We start from the raw sequence: 23417 nt of genomic DNA on the forward strand, positions 1-23417 counted from the left end.
ATCAACTTCATCCATTACGTGAATCTGTTTCGGGTGGCCATGGCGCCAAGATCATAAATCCACCCCGGACTGATTGGACACGACGCGAGAGATACCGGCACGCAAGGCAGTTGATTCCTGGTAGGAAGCTGCCCCGATACGGGCCGGAAGGACAAGCAGCAGTGAGCAGCAACGGCATTCCACAGGTGCTCAGGTTTCTCCGTTCGCTCAACGGCGGCATGACACAGGAGCAGTTGGCACAGCAGCTCAGCGTCTCGACATCGCTGATCGCCAAGTTCGAGACCGGTCGACAGATACCAATGCCCGACACGGCAGACCACATCGATCAGGTATTCAGCAGTGCCCCGCTGATCAAGGAACTCTCCGAGAACGCCCGCAAGAGCATCCCACCGGACTGGTTCCGGGCGCTACCGGAGTTGGAGCAGGAAGCCTCCGCGATTCGGCGGTACGAGTGCCAGATCATCCCTGGACTGCTCCAGACGGAAGCGTACGCCCGGGCCATCCTGCACAGCGGCCTGCTAACTCCCGCTAAGGCCGACGAGTACCTCGCCCTCAGGATGACGCGACAGGCCGCCGTGTTCGAGCGGGAGGAGCCGCCGGTGTGTCAGTTCATCATCGACGAGGACGGACTTCGTCGGGGAGACCCCGTGATCATGCGGGAGCGATTGGAGCACATCGCCGAGATGAGCACCCGGTCGCGGGTGCTGGTGCAGGTGGCCCCGGTATCCGCCGGCTTGCATCCCGGGCAAAACGGCCCGTTCATGCTCGCCAGCATGGCCGAGACCGGCGGCACCGTCGGCTATGTCGACGACCAGTTGGAGGGCCGCCTGGTGACCGATCCGAAGCGGGTTGCCACCCTCGAACAGGCCTGGCAGGCTCTGAGTGGTGTTGCGTTGCCGCGCGACCAGTCGCGAGACATGATCTTGAAGTTGGTGAAGGAACTATGACCGAGCCGGCGTGGCGCAAGTCCAGCCGCAGCAACAGCAACGGAAGCGACTGTGTCGAGGTTGCGGACAACCTTCCCGCTCGCGTCCTGGTCCGCGACAGCAAGGACCAGGGCGGTCCCACGCTCGCCTTCGGCCCGACCGCCTGGCGCTCGTTCATCGCTGAAGCACCCACGCTCCGCTGAGCCGCAGGATCAGCAGACGAGCGGCGACGACGTCGAGCCCCGGCCCCACGCCGACGGGGGCCGGGGCTCGACGCGCACCGGTGACCGCGCCGTCCTACTCGACCCGGACGTTGTCGATGTGGACGGAGCCCGGGTTGACGTAGACGTACATCTCGCGCACGTCGGCCAGCGCCTCGGCGTCACAGGACATCTCGGTCAGCAGGTCGATCTCGGCGGTGCCGGTCCAGTCCTGGTTCAGCCAGGTGAACGTGGACTGGCACCAGGTGTAGCTCGGCCCGGTCTGCACGGCGATCGCCGCGTTGGTGCCCACTGACGGGTCGGTACGCAGGTCGTACTTGAGGGTCACCCGGCCGGACAGGTCCACCGGTTCGGCGAACGACGTGCCGAACCAGCCGCCGGTCACCGAGTCGACTCGCAACCCGTACACCCCGTCGGTGGCGAACGCGTCCGACTGGGCGACGCTGCCGACACCCGGCTCCCACGACGGCGGTCCCCACCCGTCGGTGCCGGTCTCGAACGAGAACAGGGTCTGCACCCCGGCCGGGTCCGGTTTGACGGTGACCACCAGGTCGGCGACGTTCGAGGCGCGCCTGGCCCGGTCCCACACCCGGTACCGGGCGGTGGCCCGGCCGGCGAAGCCGTCCGCCGGGGTGAAGGTCACCGCACCGTCGCCGCCGAGCGCGAACTCCCCGCCCTCGACACTGACCTGCTTCTGCTGGCCGTGTTCCGTCGGGTCCAGGTCGATGGTGGCGGCTCGGACCGTACCCCGGTGGGCGATGTCGTTGGCCGCCGGCCGCAGCGTCGCGACCTGGCCGAACTCGACGGTGGTGGTGTCGTGGTCGGCGACCGGCGGCCACGGCCGGCGGTCGCCGCGCACCGCCGCGCCCGCGTTGGACAGCGTGGTGCAGACCGGGCTCGGGCAGTAGACGGTGTAACCGTCGTAGTCCGGGTAGCGGCTGCCGTCGTCCTGCACGCCGGAGAGGATCCAGTAGAGGAAACCGCTGGTGCCGCCGGCGATCGCCACGTCAGTCCACTCGCGGTAGACGACGTTGCGGGTCGACTTGTCGTGGATGCCGAACTCGCCGAGCATCACCGGCTTGCGGACCTTCTTCGCCTCGTGAGCGTGCCGGGTGATCCACTCGGTGCCCCAGGCGGCGTCCTTGCCCCAGTGGTCCGGGTAGAGGTGGTAGGAGACGACGTCGACGGCGGGCAACCTGCTCAGCGCGACGCTGTCGACGCCTTCACCGCAGTTGGTGGTCCAGTCGGCGCTGGTCGGATCGTCACAGAAGAAGCCCTCGTCGCCGACGCTGACCAGCTGCCGGGGAGCGATCGACTTGACGTGCCGGGTCATCTCGTCAGCCCAGGCGGTGAGCGTGTCGGTGGTGCAGTCCGGTGACTGCGGGTAGACCCCGGAGCCCTTGCAGCGCGGCTCGTTGCCCAGCTCCCAGGTCATCACCGTCGGGTCGTCCTTGTATCTCACCCCGGTGAAGGTGTTGGTGCGGTTCAGCACATGGCTGATCCAGTCTCTGTACCAGCCGCGGATTACCGGGTCGGTGTAGAAGTCGTCGTGGTACTGCCCGCCGCGCCAGCGCACGTACTGGTCCATGCCGCCGAAGTCACGCCAGTTGTTGGTCAGCGGGATGACCAGTTTGATGCCGGCTTCGCGGGCGGCGGCGAGGACGTAGTCGAGGCGTTGCAGGCCGTCCGGGCCGTCGTTGTACGCCGGCCGATTACCGTCGAAGTACTGGAAGTAGACCCCGTCGGCCGGGCCGGCGACCGAGTCGGAACCGTCGGCGTTGCCGATGTCGAGGAATCCCCAGGTACGCAGCACGGTGAACCCGGCAGATTTCGCGTCGGCGAACACGTCGTCGACCATCGTCGGCGACTTGTACATCAGGTAGTAGTTGTTGCTGCCGGCGAACCGGAACTTCCGGCCGTCGAGTGTGAGGTCGTCGCCGTGCCGGGTGACGAATTCGGCGGTCGGCGTACCAGGATGGCCGGGATGGCCGGGATGGCCGGGATGGCCGGGATGGTGGGCCGGCGGTGCGGCCTGGGCCGGGGCTGCCGCTGCGGTGAGCAGCAGCCCGGCCAGTGCCAGCAGCAGGCCAGCGGAGCGTGGGCGCATTGCGGGGTTCTCCTTGACCGTGGAGCGGTGGAGGTCACTGACGCGCGGCGGCCTCCAGGGCGAGTGCGGCGGCACCGAGCAACCCCGCGTCGTTGCCGAGACTGCTGGTGTGGATCCGGACCCGGCGGACGAAGTCGAGCCCGGCCAACTCCGCTACGGCCGCACGCAGCGGAGCGAAGAGCAGGTCACCGGCGGCGGCCACCCCGCCGCCGATGACGACGTCGTCGAGGTCGACCAGCGCGGTGGCGGAGACCACCGCGGCGGCCAGCGCGGTCGCGCCACGCCCGAACGCGGCGACGGCGAGCGGTACGCCGGCCCGGGCGTCCTCGGCGAGGGTACGGGCGTCGCCCGGCCGCTCCCCCGGCGTCCAGCCCTGGTCGACGGCCCAGCGGACCATCGCCGGGCCGCTGGCGATCGCCTCGACACAGCCGCGCCCGCCGCAGGGGCAGGACGGTCCGGTCATGTCCACCACAATGTGTCCTATGTGGCCGGCGTTGCCGCTGCCGCCCGGGTGGACCCGGCCGTCGATGACCAGTCCGCCGCCGACGCCGGTGGAGACCACCATGCCGAGCAGGGCGCGGCCGGGGTAGCCGCCGAGCCAGTGTTCGCCAAGCGCCATGCAGTGCCCGTCGCTGGCGAGCACCGCCGGCCGGCCGGGCAGCAACGGCCGCAGCGAGTCGCGGATGCCGAAGTCGCGCCAGGCGTGGATGTTGACCGGGCTGACGGTGCCGGGGGCGCGGTCGGCCGCTGCCGGGCCGGTGCTCACGCGCCGGCCGTCGGGGTGTCGCTGACGATGTCGTTGACGCAGCGCAGCACCGGCCGGCTGGTCAGCGCCGCCGGATCCAGCTCGACCCCGGTGCGCACCACGAACTCCGTCGACTCGCCGGGCAACAGGGTGACCAGTGCCCGGTCCACTTCGGCGGCCGGGTCGAGCCGGTCGGGATAGAGGGTCAGGTCACGCAGGACGGTCCGGGCGGTGACGGTGACCCGCAGCCCACCGTCGACCGGTGCGGCCGTCGCGTCGTACCCGGCAACCGGGTAGTCGATCTCGTTGTCCTCGGCAAAGAACCACCAGGCCCGGTGCCCGGCCGCGTCGGCGAGCAGCAGCTCGCGGCGTGGGTCGCCGGTGGCCGCCAGGTCGGGGTAGATCGGCACGGTGACCGCCGAATGGGCCGGTACGGCCAGCTGGTAGCCGATCTTGGCCAGTGGCTCGCCGGCCAGGGTGAGCCGGGTGACGTCGGTCTGCGGGTGCCAGTCAGTGCCGGTGTCGTTGACCGCCACCAGGACGAGCCCACCGTCGCGGGATTCGATGGTGAGCAGCCGGTCGGCGTAGGCGTCGCGCAGCGCGTACCACAGGGGTTTGCGGCGGCCGTCGCCGTCAACGGCGGCCCATGAGGTGACCGGCCAGCAGTCGTTGAGCTGCCACAGGATGGTGCCCATGCAGATGCCCCGGTGGGAGCGGAAGTGCCGCACCCCGACGGCGATGGCGCGGGCCTGGTTGACCTGGGTCAGGTAGTGCCAGTCGTCGAAGTCACGCGGCGCGGGCAGGTGCGCGTCGAGGCCGCGTCGCAGCTTCAGGTCACCGTCGACGGCCTTCTGGTGGTGGGCCATGCCGGGTGAGTCGGGGGCGAGCGGGTCATCACTGATCGCCTGGCGCAGGGTGGCGTACGCGGGTGGCCCCTGGTAGCCGAACTCGGCGAGGAACCGGGGCACGTACTGCCGGTACTTCAGGTAGTCGTCGGTGTTCCACACGTCCCAGATGTGCGTGGTGCCGTGCGCCGGGTTGTTGGGGTGCAGGTCGTCGCGGCCGGAGTAGGGGCTGCCCGGCCAGTACGGGCGGGTCGGGTCGAGTTCGGCGACGATGCCGGGCAGCACGTCGAGGTAGTAGCCGAGCCCCCAGGTGCGTCCGTCGAGGATCTCCTGCCAGCCCCAGTCGTGCCAGCCCCAGATGTTCTCGTTGTTGCCGGTCCACAGCACCAGGCTGGGGTGCGGGGTGAGCCGGGCGACCTGGTACCGGGCCTCCGCGGCGACCTCGCCGGCGATCGGCTCCTCTTCCGGGTACGCGGCGCAGGCGAACAGGAAGTCCTGCCCGATGAGCAGTCCCAGCTCGTCGGCTAGGTCGTAGAAGTCCTCCGATTCGTAGCGTCCGCCGCCCCAGATCCGCAGGAAGTTGACGCCGGCGTCGACGGCCTGGCCGAACCGGCGGGCGTAGCGGGCCCGGTCGACCCGGGTGGGGAACGCGTCGTCGGGGATCCAGTTGACGCCCCGGACGAAGACCGGCACCTCGTTGACGACCAGGGTGAACGCGCTGCCGGCGACGTCGGCGGTGGTGTCGAGGCGGACCGACCGGAAACCGATCAGTCGCTGCCAGGTGTCGAGTGTGCTGCCGTCGGCCCGATGCAGGGTGACGTCGAGGGCATGGCGGGCGGGATCGCCGTACCCTCGGGGCCACCACAGCTCGGGCTCGGCGACGGTGAGGGTCACGACGGCGCTGCGCTGCCCGGCCGGGACGACCGCTTCGGCGCGGGCCCCGGCGACGGCGGCGACCAGGGTGATGTCCTCGTCGGTGTCACGTTCGATCTCGACGTGCAGCTCGACCTTCGCCTCGGCGCTGCCGGTCGGGTGGTGGGTAACGGTGACCAGCGGACGAACGGTGGCCAGTCGGGCGGTGCTCCAGGTGTGCAGGCCGATCTCCTGCCAGATGCCGGCGGTGACCAGGTTGGGGCCCCAGTCCCAGCCGAAGTTGCAGGCCATCTTGCGGATGAAGTTGAACGGTTCCGGGTAGGCGTTGGGCCGGTCGCCGAGCCGGTCGCGGACCGCTTCGGCGTGCCGGTACGCGGAGTCGAACCGCACCCGCAGGGTGTTGCGCCCGAGGCGCAGGGCCGGTCGGGCGTCAAACCGGTAGCCGCGGTGCATGTTGGCAGTGCGGCCCAGTCCGACGTTGTTGAGGGTGACGGTGGCGATCGTGTCGAGGCCGGCGCAGACCAGGTCGACCCGGGGGTCTGCCTGGTCGACCCAGTCGAACGTGGTCTCGTAGACCCAGTCGGTCCGGCCGATCCACGACAGCCGGGTCTCGTTGTCGTCGAGGTAAGGGTCGGGGATCAGGCCGGCGGCGAGCAGGTCGGTGTGGACGCAGCCGGGTACGGCCGCGGGGACGCTGTGTTCGCCCACGCCGTCGGGCACGTCGGACCCGTCGGCGGGTCGTACGGTCCAGCCCTCGTGGAGCGGTCGTACGGAGTTCATGCCATACCTCACTAGTGCTGGATCGGGACTGGGCCACGGTACGAGTGCTCGCCGGTCAGTTCTTGACGGCGCCTTCCATGATTCCCCGGACGATCTGCCGACCACCGATGAAGAGCATGATCAACAGCGGGATGGTCGCCACGAACGCACCGGCGAGCACCCGCCGGTACAGCACATAGTTGCCGCTGGCCAGGTCGGACAGGGCCACCATCGACGTCGGGTAGTAGGTGCCGCCGAGGGTGATCAGCGGCCACTGGAAGTCGTTCCAGGTGGCCACGAAGGTGAGCAGGCCGAGCACCGCCATCGCCGGGCGGACCGCCGGCAGCACCACGCTCCAGTAGATCCGCAGCGTGGTGGCACCGTCGATCCGACCGGCCTCGATCAGCTCGTCGGGCACCGCTTCGAGGATGAACTGCCGCATGTAGAACACGCCGAACGCGGTGACCAGGCCGGGCACGATGACCGCGACCAGGGTGCCGTTCCAGCCGAGTTCGCCCATCAGGATGTAGAGGGCGACGACGCCGAGCTGGTTGGGCACGGTAAGGGTGAGCACCACGACGACCATCAGCGCGTTGCGGCCGGCGAACCGCAGCTTGGCGAAGGCGAAGCCGGCCAGCGAACAGAAGAACAGCACCGAGAACGTCACGATCGACGAGACGATGAAGCTGTTGCCCAGCGACTGCGCGAAGTAGACGTTCTTGAGAGTGAAGACCTCGTTGAGGTTGGTGAGCAGTTGCCCGCCGGGCAGCAGCTGCGGAGGGATCTTCGCCAGGTCGGCGTCGGTGCCGCTGGCGATCACCACCATCCAGTAGAGCGGGAAGGCGGAGAACAGAATGACCAGGCTGAGGAACAGGTAGTTCCAGAAGCTGCCCGGCGTACTGGCCGGGGCACGGCCGACGGTTCTGCTGCTCATTTGCGGCCTCCGCCCAGCCGGTTGGCGACCAGCGCGTTGACGGCCGCGATGATCACGATGATCAGGAACAGTGCCCAGGACATCGCGGCGGCGTACCCGAGGTTGAGGTCCTTCCAGCCGACCTTGTAGATCAGCTGGGCGATGGTCTGGAACTGGCCGTTTGACCCACCGGTGGCGGCCTGCGAGTTCTGCTCGAACAGCATCGGCTCGGTGAACAGTTGCAGCCCGCCGATGGTGGACAGGATCACGGTGAAGACCACCACCGGCCGGATCATCGGCACGGTGATCCGCCAGAGCTGCCGCCACTGGCCGGCACCGTCGACCGCCGCCGCCTCGTAGATGTCGCGCGGGATCGACTGCATCGCGGCCAGGTAGATCAGCGCGTTGTAGCCGATCCACTTCCAGTTGACCATGGTAGCGATGGCGACCCACGACGCGGCCTTGCTGGACCGCCAGTCGATCGGCGCCTCGCCGCGCAGGTGCAGTACGTCGAGCGCCCAGTTGGCGATGCCGAAGTCGCGGGCGAAGAAGACCGCGAACAGCAGCGTCGACGCGGTGATCGGGGTGATGTACGGCAGCAGGACGCCGACCCGGAACCAGGTCTGCGCCCGCAGCTTGCGGTTCAGCAGCGACGCGACGATCAGGGCCAGGAACAGCTGCGGCACGGTGGAGAGCAGGAAGATGCCGAACGTGTTGTACAGCGCGTTCCAGAAGCTGTCGTCTGTGAACAGCCGCCGGAAGTTTTCCAGCCCGGCCCAGCCGGTCAGGTCGGCGTTGTCCAGCCGCCAGTGCCGCAGCGCCACCACGCCGTTGAAGATGATCGGGAAGAGTCCGAAGGCGATGAAGAGGAGAAAGAACGGGGAGATCAGGATGTACGGGGTGTACCGCATGTCGAAGCGGTGCAGCCGGTTGCGCCAGGTCGGCTCGGGTGGTGGTGCCGGTGCGGCGCGGGTTGCGGACATGGTTTGCCTCCGGGTTCGGCCGCACGCGCGGCTCGCGGCCTGCGAGCGGTTACGCGTTCGCCGCCTTCTCGGCTTCCGCGATGGCTTCCGTCCACGCCTCGTCGGGCTTGCCTTCCAGGTCACCGCTCTGCAGCCGGTTGAGGACGTTCTCCACCGCGACCCGGACGGGGCCGTTCTTACGGCCGAGGTACTGCGGGGTGAGGTTGGCGGCGGTGGCGGAGAAGATCTGGCCGACCGGCGCGTCGTTGAAGAACGGGTTGGAGAATTCGACGATCGCCGGGTCTTCGTAGAGCGCCGGCTGTGACGGCAGGTTGCCGACCTTCTTGAAGATCTCGATCTGCTGCTCGGGCTGGATCAGCCACTCCAGGAACTTGTACGCCTCGTCGACGTGCTCACTTTGCGCGGGGATGGTCAGGAACGAGCCGCCCCAGTTGCCGCCGCCACCGGGGATGGCCGCCACGTCCCACTTGCCGGCAGTGTCCGGGGCGGTGTTCTGGATGTGGCCCATCATCCACGCCGGGCAGGCCAGCACGGCGAAGTCGCCGTTGACGAAGCCGTTGTTCCACTCCGGGGAGAAGGCGGCGAGGTTGGCCGACAGTCCGGCACCGACGACGGTGGCGGCGGTGTCGAAGGCAACCTTCGGACCACCTTCCATGGCCAGCTTGTCCCTGGTGTCGAAGAGGCCGACCGACTGCTGGCCGAGCACCGGGTTGAAGATGTTGGTGGCCGAGTCGACGAACTTCTTGCCGCTGGCCGCGACGTACTCCTCGCCGGTGGCGACAAACGACTCCCAGTCGGGCCACAGTGCGGAGACCTCGTCCCGGTCGGTCGGCAGCCCGGCCGCGTCGAACAGGTCGGTGCGGTAGCACATGGCCAGCCCGCCGACGTCGGTGCCGAGGCCGATCTGGGTGGCCCGGTCGGCGGACAGGGTCTGCTGCCACTTCCAGTCGAGGTAGCGTTCCTCGTACTGGCCGGCGCCCTTGTCCAGTAGGTTGACGAACTTGTCGGCCTGCTCGCGGAACTGGACGACGAAGCCCTCGTCGATGGCGGCGATGTCGGCGGCACCGGACCCGGCGATCAGCTTCTTCTGCAGGTCCTCGTGCTGGGCGTTGTACTCACCGGAGTTGAGGTTGATCCGCACGTCCGGGTTCTGCGCCTCGTACGCGGCCTTGAGGTCGTCGAGGCCGAAGTCGCCCCAGTACGCGATGGTCAGGGTGGTGCCGCCGTCGTCGCTGCCGCCGCCGGGTTCGCCGCTGCAGCCGGCGATCAGCAACGCGCCGGCAGCACCGACCGCCGCCGTACGCGTCCACGAGTTCCAACGCCGCTTCATCCCATCCTCCGAGCACAATTGGAGACGCTGCAAGCATCGAAGAGCGTCGACTGAACCGGGTAAGTCAGGTCACGGTACGAGTGACTTCGATGTATGTCAATGGTTGGTTGCCGCCGCCGCCAACCCGTAGCCTCGGTGTCCTCGGGCGGGGTGGCCGCCGAACCCGGCCGACGCCGGATATCGTTTCGGGCAGCAGACTTAACCGGGCAAGGCCAGCCGAAACGAACCCGAAGGAGCGCGCTGGTGAAACGGCCGACCATCGCCGACATCGCCCGCCGAGCAGGCGTCTCGAAGGGCGCGGTCTCGTACGCGCTCAACGGCCAGCCCGGGGTGTCCGAGGCGACCCGGCAGCGCATCCTCGCCATCGCCGCCGAGATCGGGTTCAACCCCAACAGCGCTGCCCGCGCCCTGTCCGGGGCCACCGCCAACGCCGTCGGCCTGGCGCTGAGCCGCCCGGCCCGGATCCTCGGCATCGAGCCGTTCTTCATGGAGCTGATCAGCGGTGTCGAGGCCGAGCTGTCCGCCCGGTCGTACGCGCTGACCCTGCAGGTGGTGGCCGACACCGAGGCCGAGATCGCGGTCTACCGGCGCTGGTGGGGTGAGCGCCGGGTGGACGGCGTGTTCCTCTGCGACCTGCGGGTCGGCGACGACCGGGTGCCGGCGCTGGAGACGCTGCAACTGCCGGCGGTGGTGATCGGCGGCCCCGGGCACACCGGCTCACTGCCGAACATCTGGTCCGACGACGCATCGGCCCTGGTCGAGACGGTCGAGTACCTGGTCGCGATGGGTCACCGCCGGATCGCCCGGATCGGTGGCCTGCCCGGCCTGCTGCACACCGAGATCCGCGCGGACGCGTTCACCGACGTCTGCCGCCGGCTCGGCCTGGACCAGTGCGTCACGGTGGCGTCCGACTACACCGGCGAGGAGGGTGCGCGGGCCACCCGACGGCTGATCAGCACCGCGGCCCGCCCCACCGCGGTGATCTACGACAACGACGTGATGGCGATCGCCGGCCTGGCGGTGGCCCAGGAGATGGGGCTGGCCGTGCCGGGCGACCTGTCGATCGTTGCCTGGGATGACTCGCCGCTGTGCCGGCTGGTGCATCCGCCGTTGACCGCGCTGGGCCGCGACATCCCGGCGTACGGTGCGCACGCCGCGCGGCAGCTGCTGGCGACGATCGCCGGTGAGCCGACGCAGGCGTACCAGGACGAGACGCCGCACCTGACCCCGCGCGGCAGCACCGCGCCACCACGCACGGATCAGTGAACCGGTTGAGTTTCTGATGCGTTGAACGGCGCAAAGACCAGCAGATCTCGCCACGTACCGTCAGGGTCTGCCCGACCCGCCGACCACCGCGGGTTATGCTCGGACCGGTCACGCGACTGGCGCAGCGAAGGTGGAACCGACCACCGGGGAGCGACCACCGACGTGCGCCGCGCGCCTGGGTGCACCGTCGACGGCACCGTCATGCCCGGGTCGCTCCGGGCCGACGGGGCCGCCCGACCCAGGAGGACACGTCGTGCACGTACCGCAGATCCCGCAACTGACCGCCACCGATCCGGAGCTCGCCGCCCTCGTCGAGGGTGAGGCCCGCCGCCAGCACGACAAGCTGCGGATGATCGCCTCGGAGAACTACGTCTCCACCGCCGTGCTAGAGGCCAGCGGCACGGTGCTGACCAACAAGTACTCCGAGGGCTACCCGGGCCGCCGCTACTACGAAGGCCAGCAGTTCGTCGACCCGATCGAGACGCTCGCCGTCGAGCGGGCCAAGACGCTCTTCGGGGCGGCCCACGCCAACGTCCAGCCGTACTCGGGCTCCCCCGCCAACCTCGCCGTCTACCTCGCCTTCCTCTCCCCCGGCGACACCGTGCTGGGAATGTCGCTGCCGATGGGCGGGCACCTCACCCACGGCTGGTCGGTGTCGGCCACCGGCAAGTGGTTCAACTCGGTCCGCTACAACGTCTCCCGCGACACCGGCCGGATCGACTTCGACGAGGTACGTGACCTGGCCCGCCGCGAACGGCCGAAGGTGATCTTCTGCGGCGGTACGGCGGTGCCGCGGACCATCGACTTCCCCGCCTTCGCCGAGATCGCCCGGGAGATCGGCGCGGTGCTCGTCGCCGACATCGCGCACATCGCCGGTCTGGTCGCCGGCGGCGCACACCCCTCACCGGTCGGCCACGCCGACGTGGTCACCACGACCACCCACAAGACGCTGCGCGGCCCGCGCGGCGCGATGATCCTGACCACCGGGCAGCACGCCGCCGCGATCGACAAAGCGGTCTTCCCCGGCCTGCAGGGCGGCCCGCACAACCACACCACCGCCGGCATCGCCGTCGCGTTGCGCGAGGCCGACACCGACGACTTCCGCCGGTACGCCCACCAGGTGGTCGCCAACGCGAAGACGCTCGCCGCCGCGCTGGTCGACCGCGGCTTCGAGCTGATCTCCGGCGGCACCGACAACCACTTGATCCTGGCCGACCTGACCGGCAAGGGCGTCGGTGGCAAGCCGGCCGCACAGGCGCTGGACCGGGCCGGGATCGAGCTGAACTACAACACGGTGCCGTACGACCCGCGCAAGCCGTTCGACCCGTCCGGCATCCGGCTGGGCACCGCCGCGCTGACCACCCGCGGCCTGACCGAGGCGCAGATGCCGCAGGTCGCCGCCTGGCTGGACGACGCGGTGACCGCGGCGGTCAAGGACGACGGTGCCGCCCTCGACCGGATCGCCGGGGAGGTAGCCGACCTGCTGGCCGGCTACCCGATGCCCGGCTACGCCGCCTGACCTGCGCTGAGCTCCGCCCGCCCGCGCCTTGTCGCCGCCGATCGGGTCAGTGCGACGGGGTGGGGAAGTCGGCGATGTACGCCTCGGTCCGCTCCGCAGGTGCGGGGCGGGCCAGCGCGTACCCCTGACCGAACCGGCAGCCGGCGGCCTGCGCCTGGCTCACCTGACCGTCCGTCTCCAGCCCTTCGGCGACGATCTCCAGCCCGAACCGCCGGCCCAGCCCAGCCACCGCTTCCAGCATCGGGTGGACACTGTCCAGGCCGGCACCGGCGTCGGCGACCAGTGTACGGTCGATCTTGACAACGTCCAGCGGCAGCCGCCGCAGCTGGGCGATCGACGCCTGTCCGGCGCCGAAGTCGTCCAACGCGATCCGCACCCCGTACGCCCGCAGGTTCGCCAACTGCGCGAGGATCTGCGGATTCTCGGCAGCCGCCAGCTCCTCGGCGACCAGCGACTCGGCGACCTCGACGACGAGCCGATCCGGCCCGATACCCTGTGCGGACAGCATGGCCATCAGGTCGGCCACGAAGGTGGTCGCGGTCAACTCGGCCGGGGCGACGTTGACCGACAGCCACAGCCCGTGTCCCTCCCGTGACCAGGACGCCAACTGCCGGCAGGCGGTGGTCCGCGCCCACCGGCCGATGTGGCCCAGCAGCGACAGCTCCCGGGCCACGGCGAGCAACTCGGCCGGCAGCACCGTGCCGAGCACCGGGCTGCGCCAGCGCAGCAGCGCCTCGACCCCCACCGGTTTGCCGTCGACCAGGTCCACCACCGGCTGGTACACCACGTCCAACTCGCCCCGCTCGGCCGCGCCCGGCAGCTCCCGCTCCAGGTCCAGCCGCCGGACCAGCTGTTCCTCCAGGTAGGAGTCGTACCACTCGACCCGGTTGCGACCGAGCTGGCGGGCCCGGCGGCGGGCCAGGTCCGCCCGGCGCAGCACATCGTCCGCCCCGGCACCGCCGGCCACCTCGGCCATGCCGATGCTGGTCTGCAGCGCAACCACCGCGCCGGGCAGCTGGCACGGCTCGCGCAACGCCGCGACCAGCCGCGCCCCGGTACCGTACGCCAGCATCGGGCCGGCGACGGTGACAACCGCGAACTCGTCGCCGCTGAGCCGGGCGACCACGTCGTCCGGCTCCACCGTGTCCCGCAGCCGCCGCCCCACCTCGACCAGCACCGCGTCGCTGACCTCCCGCCCGTACTGCTCGTTGACGCCGACCAGCCCGTAGAGGTCGATGATCAGCAACGCACCGGGGTGACCGGGCAGGTCCCGCTGGTTGGCGATCTGGCGCATCAGCTCCCGGCGGTTCGCCAACCCGGTCAGCTGGTCGGTGAAGCCGAGCTTGTACAGCCGCCGCTCCAGGTGCGCCCGCTCCCCCACGTCGCGCACATGCACCACGAGCGCTCCGACCTCGGGCACCGTCCGCTGGTCAGACACGGTGGACTCGGTGTCCCGCCACCGACCGTGGCCGTCCCGCAGCCGGGCGGTGACCAACGGGGTCCGAGTGGTCGGCACCAGCCGGCCAGTCACCACGCCGGCCAGCACCGCGATCACCTCAGGGACGTCCTCCGGATGCATCAGCTCGATGAACGGTCGGCCGAGCACCTGTGCGTCGGCCAGCCCGAACAGTCGCGCGGCGGCCGGTGACTGCCACCGCACCCGCAGGTCGTCGCCAAGGGTCAGGGTGAGATCGTTGCCGCCGGAGACCAACGAGCGGAAATGCGCCTCCTGGATGCTCAGCCGCCGGGCGTAGGACCGCACGTCGGCCGCGGCCATCATCTCCCGGACCACCAGCGTCGGGATCACCGCAAGGCCGAGCAGGACCGACGTACGGTCGAACGATCCCTGGGTCGCCACGTGGTACGCGGCGGCCAGCGCGGCCACCACCGCCGGCACCGTCAACAGTGGGTACGCGGTGAGCCGGCCGCGCGCCGGGGTGACCGGCTGCGAGCCTGCCCGCTGTGCCCGCTGCGCCCCGATGACCAGTAGCAGCATGCCGCCGACCGCCGGGGCCGTCGACAGGCACCAGAGCCAGCCGGCGGTGCCGTACGCGAAGCAGACAGTTGGAGCGGCCAGCCCCACGAGGAGCGCGATGGAGCCGCCACCGCAGTAGAGCACCGCTGGGCGTTGCCTCCGCATCCCCAGGGCGGTGACCACGATGATCGACCCAGCCCCGATCACGCTCAGCTCGACGAAGAGTACGGCCGACGACGCAGTGTCGACCGGCGAGAGCAGCCAGCTGGCGAAGATCAGGCTGATCCCCAGGCTCAGCCCGTCGACCACCCGCCGCAGCCGCAGCCGCCAGGTCTCGGCGACGCCCGGCAGCAGCAGAATCGCCGCGAGGTGGCCGGCCAGCGCGAGGATGAGCCCGCTGAGCGCCAGGCCGGTCCGGGCCGCCGGCGGGCTGAAGGCGGCGACGCAGACCGCAGTGGCGCCGCCGATGCTGGTCACGGCGAGCAGATTGGCTCCGCGGCAGTTCCGGAGATCGCCGGTACGGGCGTGCGCGGTGACGGCCATCCGCGACAGCCGCAGACCGGGCATGCCGACGCCGAACAGCACCGCGCCGAGCACCGCGACCGGGGCGGTCAGCAGGCCGGCCGCGCCGGCGGTCAGCAGCAGCGCGGCGGCGCCGGCCTGTGCGGGCAGGGTCCAGCCGGGGGGTTGGGCCCGATGGGGACGGGGACGGGATGGTTCGGGGAACGCCTCAGGCACGGTGGCCGTCGCCTCCACGGAAGGGGTCGGGGCAAAGCCGGGCCGGGTCGGCCCACTGTGCCGGACACAACGAACCAGTCCGGCGCCGGGTTACGGGGCGGTCACCGGAAATTTCCGGCGGGTTTCCGCAACCGGAACCGTCGGGTGCCCCCGGCCTGGTCGGGCGGCCGGGTCGGGCGGCGCACTCGCCGATGCCACCCGACCTACCCGGCAGCCGACACCCACCGGCCGGATGCCAGGATTGTCGGATGAGTCGCAGGGTAACTGTCCGGTTCCGGCCGCACCAGGCGATCATGCTGGCGGCGGTGATCGCGTTCGTCGGGTCACTGCCGCTGGCCAGTGCCCGCTGGTATCTGCTGCCGGTCCTGCTGCTGCCGCTGGCGATCGCGATCTGGGCGGTCCGCTCCGGAACCGATGCCGACCCGGCCGGGCTCCGGGTGCGGGCGCTGATCGGCCAGCGCCGGATCGGCTGGTCGCGGGTAGCCGAGCTGGCGGCCGACCCGCAGGGCCGGGCGGTGGCGCTGCTCACCGACGGCGAGCGGGTACGGCTACCCGCCGTACGGGCCGACGACCTGCCCCGGCTGATCGCCGCCAGCGGACAACCGCTCGACCCGGCGACTCCGCTCGACCCGGCGACTCCGCTCGACCCGGCGACTCCGACGGCCGACGCGACCGACGAACCGGCTACGCCGCCGACTCAATAGCCGTCCACCACCACGTTGTCCAGCGGCTCGCCCGCAGCCAGCCGGGTGACCTGCCGACCCGCCAGGGCGTACGCGCGAGGCAGCAGACCGCGTACCGACCCGGCGATGTGTGGACTGATCACCACGTTCGGCAACCTCCATAGCGGATGGTCTGCGGGCAGCGGTTCCGGGTCTGTCACGTCGAGTACGGCGCAGATCCGGCCGGTGGACAGCTCCGCGGTGAGCGCCGCAGTGTCGACCACCGGGCCGCGGGCGGCGTTGACCAGCAGCGCACCGTCGCGCATCGCGGCCAGCACGGCCGCGTCGACCATCCCCCGGGTCCGGTCGGTCAGCGGCACGATCAACACCACGATGTCGGCGTACGGCAACAGGGCGGGCAGCTCGTCGACGCCGTGCACCTGGACGGCCGGCCGGGCGGTCCGGGCCACCAGCGTGAACTCCACCTCGAACGGGGACAGCCGGGCACGCAGCGCGGCACCGATCGATCCGGCGCCGACGATGAGGACCCGTTTGCCGGCCAGCTCGTCGGTCGGGGCGAACTGCTCGTACGACCATTCTCGACGGGTCTGTGCCCGGATGAAGCCGGCGAAGTCGCGGACGTGGGTGAGGATCGCAGCGGCGATCCACTCCGCCGTCGACGAGTCGTGCACCCCGCGCGCGTCGCAGAGCGTCAGGTGCTCCGGCAGCCGCCCCACCCATGCGTCGGCACCGGCGGACAGCAACTGCACCACCTGAAGGTCCGGCATCTTGCCGGCCAGCTCCGCCGCTCCGGGCCGGGCCAGGAACGGCGGCACCCAGAACCGCACGCCGGCGGGGTCGGACGGCAGCTGGGTGAGGTCGGCGGCGACCTCGACGGTCACCTCGTCGGGCAGCCGGCCGAGCAGTTGTCGGCCGTGCGGGTGGGGGATCCAGACTTTCACCGGTCCGACGATAGCGGGCCATCCGGGTCCGGTCCGCTCAGGCCGGGCATCTCATGATCATCCGGTCACGCGACATCACTCTGCATCTGACGCCCGTTGCCTGCTTCTGAACAGGCTATCGCCGTCGGGACCGGTCACAGTCCGGTGCCACAGGGTCGACTACGACGTTTCCCTTGCGCGGAAACCACTATCCGGGAATTCGCCCGTAGCCGGTGCCGCCGACGCGGGAGCGACCCCGGCCACGGGCTCGTCCCACGACCGGTGCCGCTGCGGTTCTGGCCGGACCTGCAGCGGGTCAGGCAGGTTCGTAGGTCATGCAGTCGGCCGTCTCCCGGCTCGGCCCGACCCGGATCGCCGGTGCCCGGCACTCCAACTCGGCGTTGAACCGGCAGTCGGCGCGCTTGCAGGCACCAACCTGGGCGATCACCGCGTCGAGGCCGCCTTTGGACGAAATGTCAAAGAAGGTGGTGCAGCTGGCGCTGTCCGCCTCGGTCCCGATCGTGATAGCGAAGGCGTGGCAGCCCTCGTGCTGGTTGTACGCGCACTCCACGACGGTGCACTCCTGCACCCGGGGCATCTCCATCATCGCGGTCATGGTGGTCCTCCTAGCTTGGCAGCATCCGGCAGCGGCAGCGTCACCGCCACTGTGGGAAAACAGTAGTCCACTGCGATCGAATATATGGCGCTTATTCACTTCCCGCAATTTTGGGAACCCTTACCTAACACCATTTGATTTCATATTGGATACCCTCACCTAAGTACCCGGGGACGCCATCGGATGCGGATGTCCGGCAGCGGACTAGTCTGGTGCGGGTGAACGCTCGCCTGCCGTACCGCCGCTCGTCGCGTCGCCCGACCGCCGCGATCACGGCGACCGCCGCCGCCAGCCTGACCACCCTGCTGCTCGCCGGCGGCTGCACGTTCGGCGAGCCGGAGCCGGACCAGGCCGGCGCGCCCCCCACTTTCCCCGCCCCGACCGAGACACCGGCCGGCGGCGGCGTCGATCAGCAGGTAGCCGTCACCGTGCTGGCCAGCAGGCTGGCGGTGCCGTGGGGGGTGGCGTTCCTGCCGGACGGCGCCGCGCTGGTCACCGAGCGGGACAGCGCCAAGATTCTGCAGGTCGGGCCCGGTTCGAGCCCGGACGGGCTGGACGTCACCGAGGTGCAGACCATCGACCAGGTCGACGGCGGCGGTGAGGGCGGGCTGCTCGGCATCGCCGTCTCCCCCGAGTACGCCACCGACGAAACGGTGTTCATCTACTACTCCACCGCCGAGGACAACCGGATCGCCCGGCTGACGCTGGGCGACGAACCGGAACCGATCGTCACCGGCATCCCGCTCTCCGGCATCCACAACGGCGGCCGGCTCGCCTTCGGGCCCGACGGCTACCTGTACGCCACCACCGGCGACGCCTCGGACACCGGCCTGTCCCAGGACCAGGAGAGCCTCGGCGGCAAGATTCTGCGGATGACACCGGACGGCGAGCCGGCCCCCGACAACCCGTTCCCCGACTCGCTGATCTGGTCGTTGGGCCACCGAAACGTGCAGGGCATCGCCTGGGACGCTCAGGACCGGCTGTACGCCACCGAGTTCGGCCAGAACTCCTGGGACGAAATCAACCTGATCGAGCCGGGCGAGAATTACGGTTGGCCGCAGGTCGAGGGCGAAGGCGGGGACGGACGATTCGTCGACCCGCTGATTGTCTGGCCGACCGGAGAGTCCTCCTGCTCCGGGGCGGCCGTGGTGGACCGGATCCTGGCCGCCGCCTGTCTGCGCGGCGAGCGGCTGTGGCTGGTCGAGCTGACCGAGTCCGGTACGGTGTTCGGCCAGCCCCGCGCGCTGCTAACCGAGGAGTACGGTCGACTACGCACCGTCGTGCGGGCACCGGACGGCTCGGTCTGGTTGACCACCTCGAACCAGGACGGCCGGGGCGAACCGGCCCCGGAGGACGACCGTATCCTGCGGCTGGTCTTCGCCGACGGCGGAGCCGGGCGCAGCTGACCCCACCAGCCTCCCCACCTTCGATCAGACAGGCATGATCTCAGCATGAGCGACGAGCAAACGGCCGACCGGAGCCGTCCCGGCCAGCAGCCGGGCCGTCCGGCTCAGCAGCCGGGTCGCCCCGGGCGGTGGCTGGCACACGCCGGGCGACGGCTCGGCTCGGTCAGCCGTACCGCAGGTCGCGGATTCGGGCGGGCCGCGCGGTCACGAGCCACCCGACGGATCGGCGTGGCGCTCGCGGTCGTCGCGGTCAGTCTGGCCGGGGTCGTCATCGGTGTCCTGCTCGGGGCCCGTGCCGACGTCGACATCGGCCCGTTCCGGGCCGAGATGGCGGTGACCCCGGCGGTGGACGGCGGCACCACCATGGCCATCCCGCCGCTCGGCGCGCTGCACGTCGACAGCCACGAAGGGCCGGTCCAGCTCTCCATCCGGCTCGGCTCCCTCGACCAGGTCCGCACCCTCGCCCTGCTCGACGACCCGAACGCGATCACCCGGGCCAGTCAGACCGTGGTCGGCGACGTCACCGAGGGGGTGCTGCGGCTCGGTATCCGTACCATCGCGGTCGCCGTGCTCACCACCTTGATCCTCGCCGCGCTGGTCTTCCGCGACACCCGCCGGGTCGCCTGGTCTGGCACCCTGGCGCTGCTGATCACCGGCGGCAGCATCGGCGTCGCGGCGGCGACCATCCGGCCGGAGTCGATCGAGGAGCCACGGTACGAGGGTCTGCTGGTCAACGCCCCGGCGGTGGTCGGTGACGTACAGCGGATCGCCACCAACTACAGCCAGTACGCCGAACAGCTGCAGCACATCGTCAGCAATGTCAGCCGGATCTACACCACCGTGTCGACGCTGCCCGTCTACCAGGCAGCCGAGGGCACCACCCGGGTGCTGCACGTGTCGGACATGCACCTCAACCCGACCGGCTGGTCGGTGATCCGTACCGTGGTCGAGCAGTTCGACATCGACGTGGTGATCGACACCGGGGACATCACCGACTGGGGCAGCGAGCCGGAGGCGAACTACGTCGCCTCGATCGGGCTGTTGGAGGTGCCGTACGTGTTCATCCGCGGCAACCACGACTCGATCCGCACCCAGGAGGCGGTCGCCAGCCAGCCGAACGCGATCGTGCTGGACAACGAGGTCACCGAGGTCGCCGGGCTGGCCATCGCCGGTATCGGCGACCCCCGGTTCACCCCGGACAAGCAGACCAGCCCGGCCGAGGGCGGCCTGTCCAAGCCGGCCACCGACCAGGTGATCGGGGTCGGCGAGCAGCTTGCCGCGACGATCCTGGGCACCGACGAACCGGTAGATATCGCCCTGGTGCACGACCCGGTGTCGGCCGGCCCGCTGTCCGGCACCACGCCGCTGGTGCTGGCCGGGCACACCCACAACCGGGAGGTCCGGATGCTCGCCGAGATCCCCGGTGAGCAGCCGACCCGGCTGATGGTGGAGGGTTCGACCGGCGGGGCCGGACTGCGCGGTCTGGAGGGCGAGGAGCCGACGCCATTGGCCTTGACGGTGCTGTACTTCGACGCCGAGCACCAGTTGCAGGCGCACGACGACATCCGGGTCGGCGGTACCGGCCAGGCCCAGGTCACCCTGGAACGGCACGTCATCGCCGGCGCTGAACCGGAAGCGGATCCGTCGGCATCGCCGACTCCTACCGCCGATCCGTCCGCGACCCCGACTACCACTCAGTCCGCGACCCCGGCACCCAGCCCGTCCTGAGTTCCACCTTGGTCCCGGAAGCCGGCCCTGGCCGGATGACCGCGCCGGGGCGGCGCAGCGCCGCCGCGCGGACCATCACCATCATCATCTGGCCGTCCCGGTTGCCGTGCAGTCGGGTGCCCAGCAGATGAATCCATTCGATATTCGGGTGGGCGGCCTCGGCGCGGACGTGGATGACCCTCAGTCGCAGGGGCAGGGTCGGGTCGCCCGGAGGGATCTCACCTCCGGGCTCCCACGGAACGGAGCGTGACAGTCTCCCGTCACTCCGCTCGTACCACCCTGGCCATCATCAGAGGGTTACGGACCCAGGCCCAGTGCGCGAAGTAGCGCGGGTGTTGCGCGATGATGCGTTCCCACACGACTCGGGCCTTGCGTCGGGGTCGTAGCCGCCGGTACTTCTTGCGGATCCAACGCACCAGGTAGGAGTTGATGCGCGCCAGGAGGAGGTTGAGCTCGGAGCGGTAGAACCGCCCGTAGTAGCTCATCCACCCGCGTACGACGGGGTTGATCATCTCGGCGAGTTCGGCCCAGCTGAGGTCCAACCGGCGGTGGATCTGCCATCGCCGGACGGTACGGCTGAGTCTTTTGAGAGCGTCCTTGCTGACCGCCGGGAGGAACGCGGTGAACACGTCCCCTCGACGATCTTTGGCCCCGCGAGGACGGAACGTGTACCCGAGGAACGTGAACGAGGTGTCCGGATGGGCGCCTCGCCGGTTGGTGTCCTTGCAGTACACGATCCTGGTCTTGTCCGGGTGCAGGCGCAGCCCGACCTCGACCATCCTGTCCTCGATCGCCTGGCGCACCAGGTGCGCCTGGCGTTCGCTGGCGCAGTGCACCACCGCGTCGTCGGCGTAGCGTTCGAACGGCACGGACGGGAACGTCCGGGCCATCCAGGTGTCGAACGCGTAGTGCAGGAACAGGTTCGCCAGCACGGGTGAGACCGCGGACCCTTGCGGGGTTCCCCGGTCTCGGGGTTGCAGGCTACCGTCGGGCTGCTGCATCGGGGCGATGAGCCACCGTTTGACGTACAGCAGTACCCACGGCAGGTCGGTGTTCGCCTCCACCGCTTTGATCATGAGGTCGTGGTCGACGCTGTCGAAGAACGCCTGGACGTCCAGATCGACGACCCAGTCGTAGCGCCAGCACCGTTGCCGGCATGCCGCTACCGCGTCCAGCGCCGACCGTCGCGGCCGGTAGCCGTAGGAGTCGGGGTGGAAGATCGGTTCGACCTTCTCCTCGATCCTGCGGGCCACCACGGTCTGCGCCACCCGGTCACCCACAGTGGGCACACCGAGTGTTCTGACCCCACCCTGCGGTTTCGGTATCCGCACCGCTTTCACCGGAGGCGGGAAGTAACTGCCCGAGGACATCCGATTCCAGATCTTGTACAGATTTCCTTTCAGATCCTTCTCGAACTCCCCCAGGCTCACGTCGTCGACTCCGGGTGCTCCCTTGTTCGCCTTGACTCTTTCGTACGCTTCCCAGACTTCCCACTTTGAAAGCTCTAACGGTTTCTCTGACAATGTCAGCTCGCTCCCCATAGTTCCTCCCAGACCGTTTTGCGTTCTGGTTGACCAGACGAACCAACTGCGGATGGCCCGACCCCTTCGCTCCACCCCGATTACCAGGGCTTCGTCACTACTACGGGCCGGTCCGCCAGCGCGTCTCGCATCGGTACTCACACCTCGCGGGCACATCCCGCTCGGCTACTCCCTCTCGCCCGGCTACCCGGGGCGGTATCGAGACACGCCTTCCCACGTTCCATGCAGAAGCCGCAGACCAGGCTCATGCCGCCTCCATGCCGAGCACCGCCTGGCCAGTCATCGGGCACCCGCCAGACTCATCCCGCAGCCAACAGCAAGGACCACGGTTCTGATGCCACCTAAAACGTAACGACACGTCAACAGCGGTTCGGTTTCACTCATCTTCCTGGTCCCCACCTGACACCTCTCACGGCGCCTTTTCCACATCGCTCACCACGACGGTCTTCAGCCAACGCAGCATGTGGTGGTTTGAAGCCTCCTCCCGAAAGGCGACTCCGAAGGGCCAAACCTTCATCTCCTGCACAGCATCGATTCCTGAAATCGCTCCTACATTGCGATCACCATTCCTCGTTCGTGGCACACGCTGTTGCGTAGTCGGTTGAGGGGCTCTTGAGCTGGGGTTTTCGATGGGATTCGGCGAGTTCCGGGGTCCGTGTAGGACGGGTGCGGCCCGCTGGTGATCATGAGTTTGCGAAGACCATGACCCAGAAGAGGACCGCACCCGCTGATGTCATCATCACTGACCGAGATCGTGTTGCCACATCGACCCCCCAACCTGCCGTCACCAGTCGTGGTGACCGATCGTGACCGCCGTAGCTTGTTCGTGGCCCTGGAGGCCATCAACGACCCACGGGATCCACGAGGCCGGAGATACCCGCTGGTCAGCGTGCTTGCGGCGGCGGTGTGCGCGGTACTGGCCGGGGCGTGCACGTTCGCCGCCGTCCACGACTGGGTGCGTTTCCAGGACCGTCCCGTGTGGGCCCGGCTCGGGTTCACCGGACGGGTACCCGCCGCCACGACGGTGTGGCGGCTGTTGATCCGGCTCGACGCCGAGGTGTTGTCACAGGTTCTGGCCCGCTGGCTGCGTGACCGGGCGGGGCCGGTCGTGATCGGCGGGCGCCGGTGGCGCCTGGTGATCGCCGTGGACGGCAAGGTCGCCCGGGGCGCCCGACTACCCGACGGGCGGCAGGTCCACCTGCTCTCGGCGTACGACACCGGCACCGGGATCGTGCTCGCCCAGGTCCAGATCGCGGCGAAGTCGAACGAGTCACCCTGTGCCGAGCACGCCGCTATGGCGTGAAAAACTGCGGTACGGTCGCC

The 23417-nt window shown here is 69.7% G+C and carries 17 protein-coding genes, 1 pseudogene and 1 riboswitch; of the genes and pseudogenes, 8 read left to right on the forward strand and 10 right to left on the reverse strand.

All coding sequences use genetic code 11. The annotated features are described in order from the left end of the window. The first annotated feature begins 161 nt into the window (after nt 1–161). Nucleotides 162–947 (forward strand): helix-turn-helix domain-containing protein, encoded by a 786-nt coding sequence (locus tag ACFHWS_RS18040; protein WP_416568609.1) that lies wholly within the window; start codon nt 162–164, stop codon nt 945–947. Further along, nucleotides 944–1129: a DUF397 domain-containing protein gene (locus tag ACFHWS_RS18045; RefSeq protein ID WP_416553689.1), complete on the forward strand. Its 186-nt coding sequence runs from the start codon at nt 944–946 to the stop codon at nt 1127–1129. Before ACFHWS_RS18040 ends, ACFHWS_RS18045 begins: the two co-directional genes overlap by 4 nt. Before the next feature lie 94 nt (nt 1130–1223). Here ACFHWS_RS18045 and ACFHWS_RS18050 read toward each other — a convergent pair whose 3' ends face one another. The 6 genes from ACFHWS_RS18050 to ACFHWS_RS18075 are packed head-to-tail and all read right to left on the reverse strand — an operon-like array spanning nt 1224 to nt 9702. After that, nucleotides 1224–3254, reverse strand: coding sequence for a cellulase family glycosylhydrolase (locus ACFHWS_RS18050; RefSeq protein WP_416568610.1), 2031 nt, complete (start codon nt 3252–3254; stop codon nt 1224–1226). A 34-nt stretch (nt 3255–3288) separates the two neighbouring features. After that, the gene (locus tag ACFHWS_RS18055) at nt 3289–4020 is read right to left on the reverse strand and encodes an ROK family protein (RefSeq protein ID WP_416553685.1); all 732 of its coding nucleotides are present in this window, start codon (nt 4018–4020) and stop codon (nt 3289–3291) included. Next, nucleotides 4017–6497, reverse strand: coding sequence for a glycoside hydrolase family 2 protein (locus tag ACFHWS_RS18060; protein ID WP_416553683.1), 2481 nt, complete (start codon nt 6495–6497; stop codon nt 4017–4019). The genes ACFHWS_RS18055 and ACFHWS_RS18060 overlap by 4 nt, the downstream gene beginning before the upstream one ends. 55 nt (nt 6498–6552) lie before the next feature. Then, entirely contained in the window at nt 6553–7410 is an 858-nt protein-coding gene (locus ACFHWS_RS18065) for a carbohydrate ABC transporter permease (RefSeq protein WP_282234396.1), read from the reverse strand. Continuing rightward, nucleotides 7407–8372, reverse strand: coding sequence for a carbohydrate ABC transporter permease (locus ACFHWS_RS18070; RefSeq protein WP_416568611.1), 966 nt, complete (start codon nt 8370–8372; stop codon nt 7407–7409). Before ACFHWS_RS18070 ends, ACFHWS_RS18065 begins: the two co-directional genes overlap by 4 nt. Nucleotides 8373–8421: 49 nt before the next feature. Beyond that, nucleotides 8422–9702: an extracellular solute-binding protein gene (locus ACFHWS_RS18075; protein ID WP_416568612.1), complete on the reverse strand. Its 1281-nt coding sequence runs from the start codon at nt 9700–9702 to the stop codon at nt 8422–8424. Nucleotides 9703–9945: 243 nt separating this feature from the next. Here ACFHWS_RS18075 and ACFHWS_RS18080 point away from each other — a divergent pair, with 243 nt between their 5' ends. Both ACFHWS_RS18080 and glyA read left to right on the forward strand, forming a co-directional pair. Then, entirely contained in the window at nt 9946–10968 is a 1023-nt protein-coding gene (locus tag ACFHWS_RS18080) for a LacI family DNA-binding transcriptional regulator (protein ID WP_416553677.1), read from the forward strand. A gap of 102 nt (nt 10969–11070) precedes the next feature. Continuing rightward, a riboswitch (ZMP/ZTP riboswitch) is annotated at nt 11071–11156 on the forward strand. A gap of 65 nt (nt 11157–11221) precedes the next feature. Then, nucleotides 11222–12487: a serine hydroxymethyltransferase gene (gene glyA / locus ACFHWS_RS18085; RefSeq protein ID WP_416553675.1), complete on the forward strand. Its 1266-nt coding sequence runs from the start codon at nt 11222–11224 to the stop codon at nt 12485–12487. Between the two features lie 46 nt (nt 12488–12533). Here the strand turns inward: glyA and ACFHWS_RS18090 are convergent, their stop codons facing one another. After that, entirely contained in the window at nt 12534–15200 is a 2667-nt protein-coding gene (locus ACFHWS_RS18090; RefSeq protein ID WP_416568613.1) for a putative bifunctional diguanylate cyclase/phosphodiesterase, read from the reverse strand. Nucleotides 15201–15448: 248 nt separating this feature from the next. Here ACFHWS_RS18090 and ACFHWS_RS18095 point away from each other — a divergent pair. Then, nucleotides 15449–15808, forward strand: a pseudogene (locus ACFHWS_RS18095) (PH domain-containing protein); the annotation flags it as partial. An 89-nt stretch (nt 15809–15897) separates the two neighbouring features. Here ACFHWS_RS18095 and ACFHWS_RS18100 read toward each other — a convergent pair. Further along, nucleotides 15898–16824 carry a 2-hydroxyacid dehydrogenase gene (locus ACFHWS_RS18100; protein ID WP_416553671.1) on the reverse strand — a complete coding sequence of 309 codons (927 nt, stop codon included), beginning with the start codon at nt 16822–16824 and terminating at the stop codon, nt 15898–15900. A 295-nt stretch (nt 16825–17119) separates the two neighbouring features. Continuing rightward, a complete protein-coding gene (locus tag ACFHWS_RS18105; protein WP_416553669.1) occupies nt 17120–17419 on the reverse strand; it encodes a DUF1540 domain-containing protein in 300 nt (99 codons plus the stop codon). A 218-nt stretch (nt 17420–17637) separates the two neighbouring features. Between ACFHWS_RS18105 and ACFHWS_RS18110 the strand changes: the two genes are divergently transcribed. Further along, a complete protein-coding gene (locus tag ACFHWS_RS18110; RefSeq protein WP_416553667.1) occupies nt 17638–18825 on the forward strand; it encodes a PQQ-dependent sugar dehydrogenase in 1188 nt (395 codons plus the stop codon). A gap of 45 nt (nt 18826–18870) precedes the next feature. Continuing rightward, entirely contained in the window at nt 18871–20553 is a 1683-nt protein-coding gene (locus ACFHWS_RS18115) for a metallophosphoesterase family protein (protein WP_416553665.1), read from the forward strand. A 260-nt stretch (nt 20554–20813) separates the two neighbouring features. On the opposite strand, the gene ltrA is transcribed toward ACFHWS_RS18115, so the two are convergent. Then, the gene (ltrA, locus tag ACFHWS_RS18120; RefSeq protein ID WP_416568614.1) at nt 20814–22250 is read right to left on the reverse strand and encodes a group II intron reverse transcriptase/maturase; all 1437 of its coding nucleotides are present in this window, start codon (nt 22248–22250) and stop codon (nt 20814–20816) included. Between the two features lie 637 nt (nt 22251–22887). Here ltrA and ACFHWS_RS18125 point away from each other — a divergent pair. After that, nucleotides 22888–23397: a transposase family protein gene (locus ACFHWS_RS18125; protein WP_416568615.1), complete on the forward strand. Its 510-nt coding sequence runs from the start codon at nt 22888–22890 to the stop codon at nt 23395–23397. Nucleotides 23398–23417 lie beyond the last annotated feature (20 nt).

Origin of the sequence: Micromonospora sp. LOL_013, from assembly GCF_048060315.1 — a bacterium.
In the GTDB taxonomy this organism is placed as follows: Bacteria; Actinomycetota; Actinomycetes; order Mycobacteriales; family Micromonosporaceae; genus Micromonospora_E.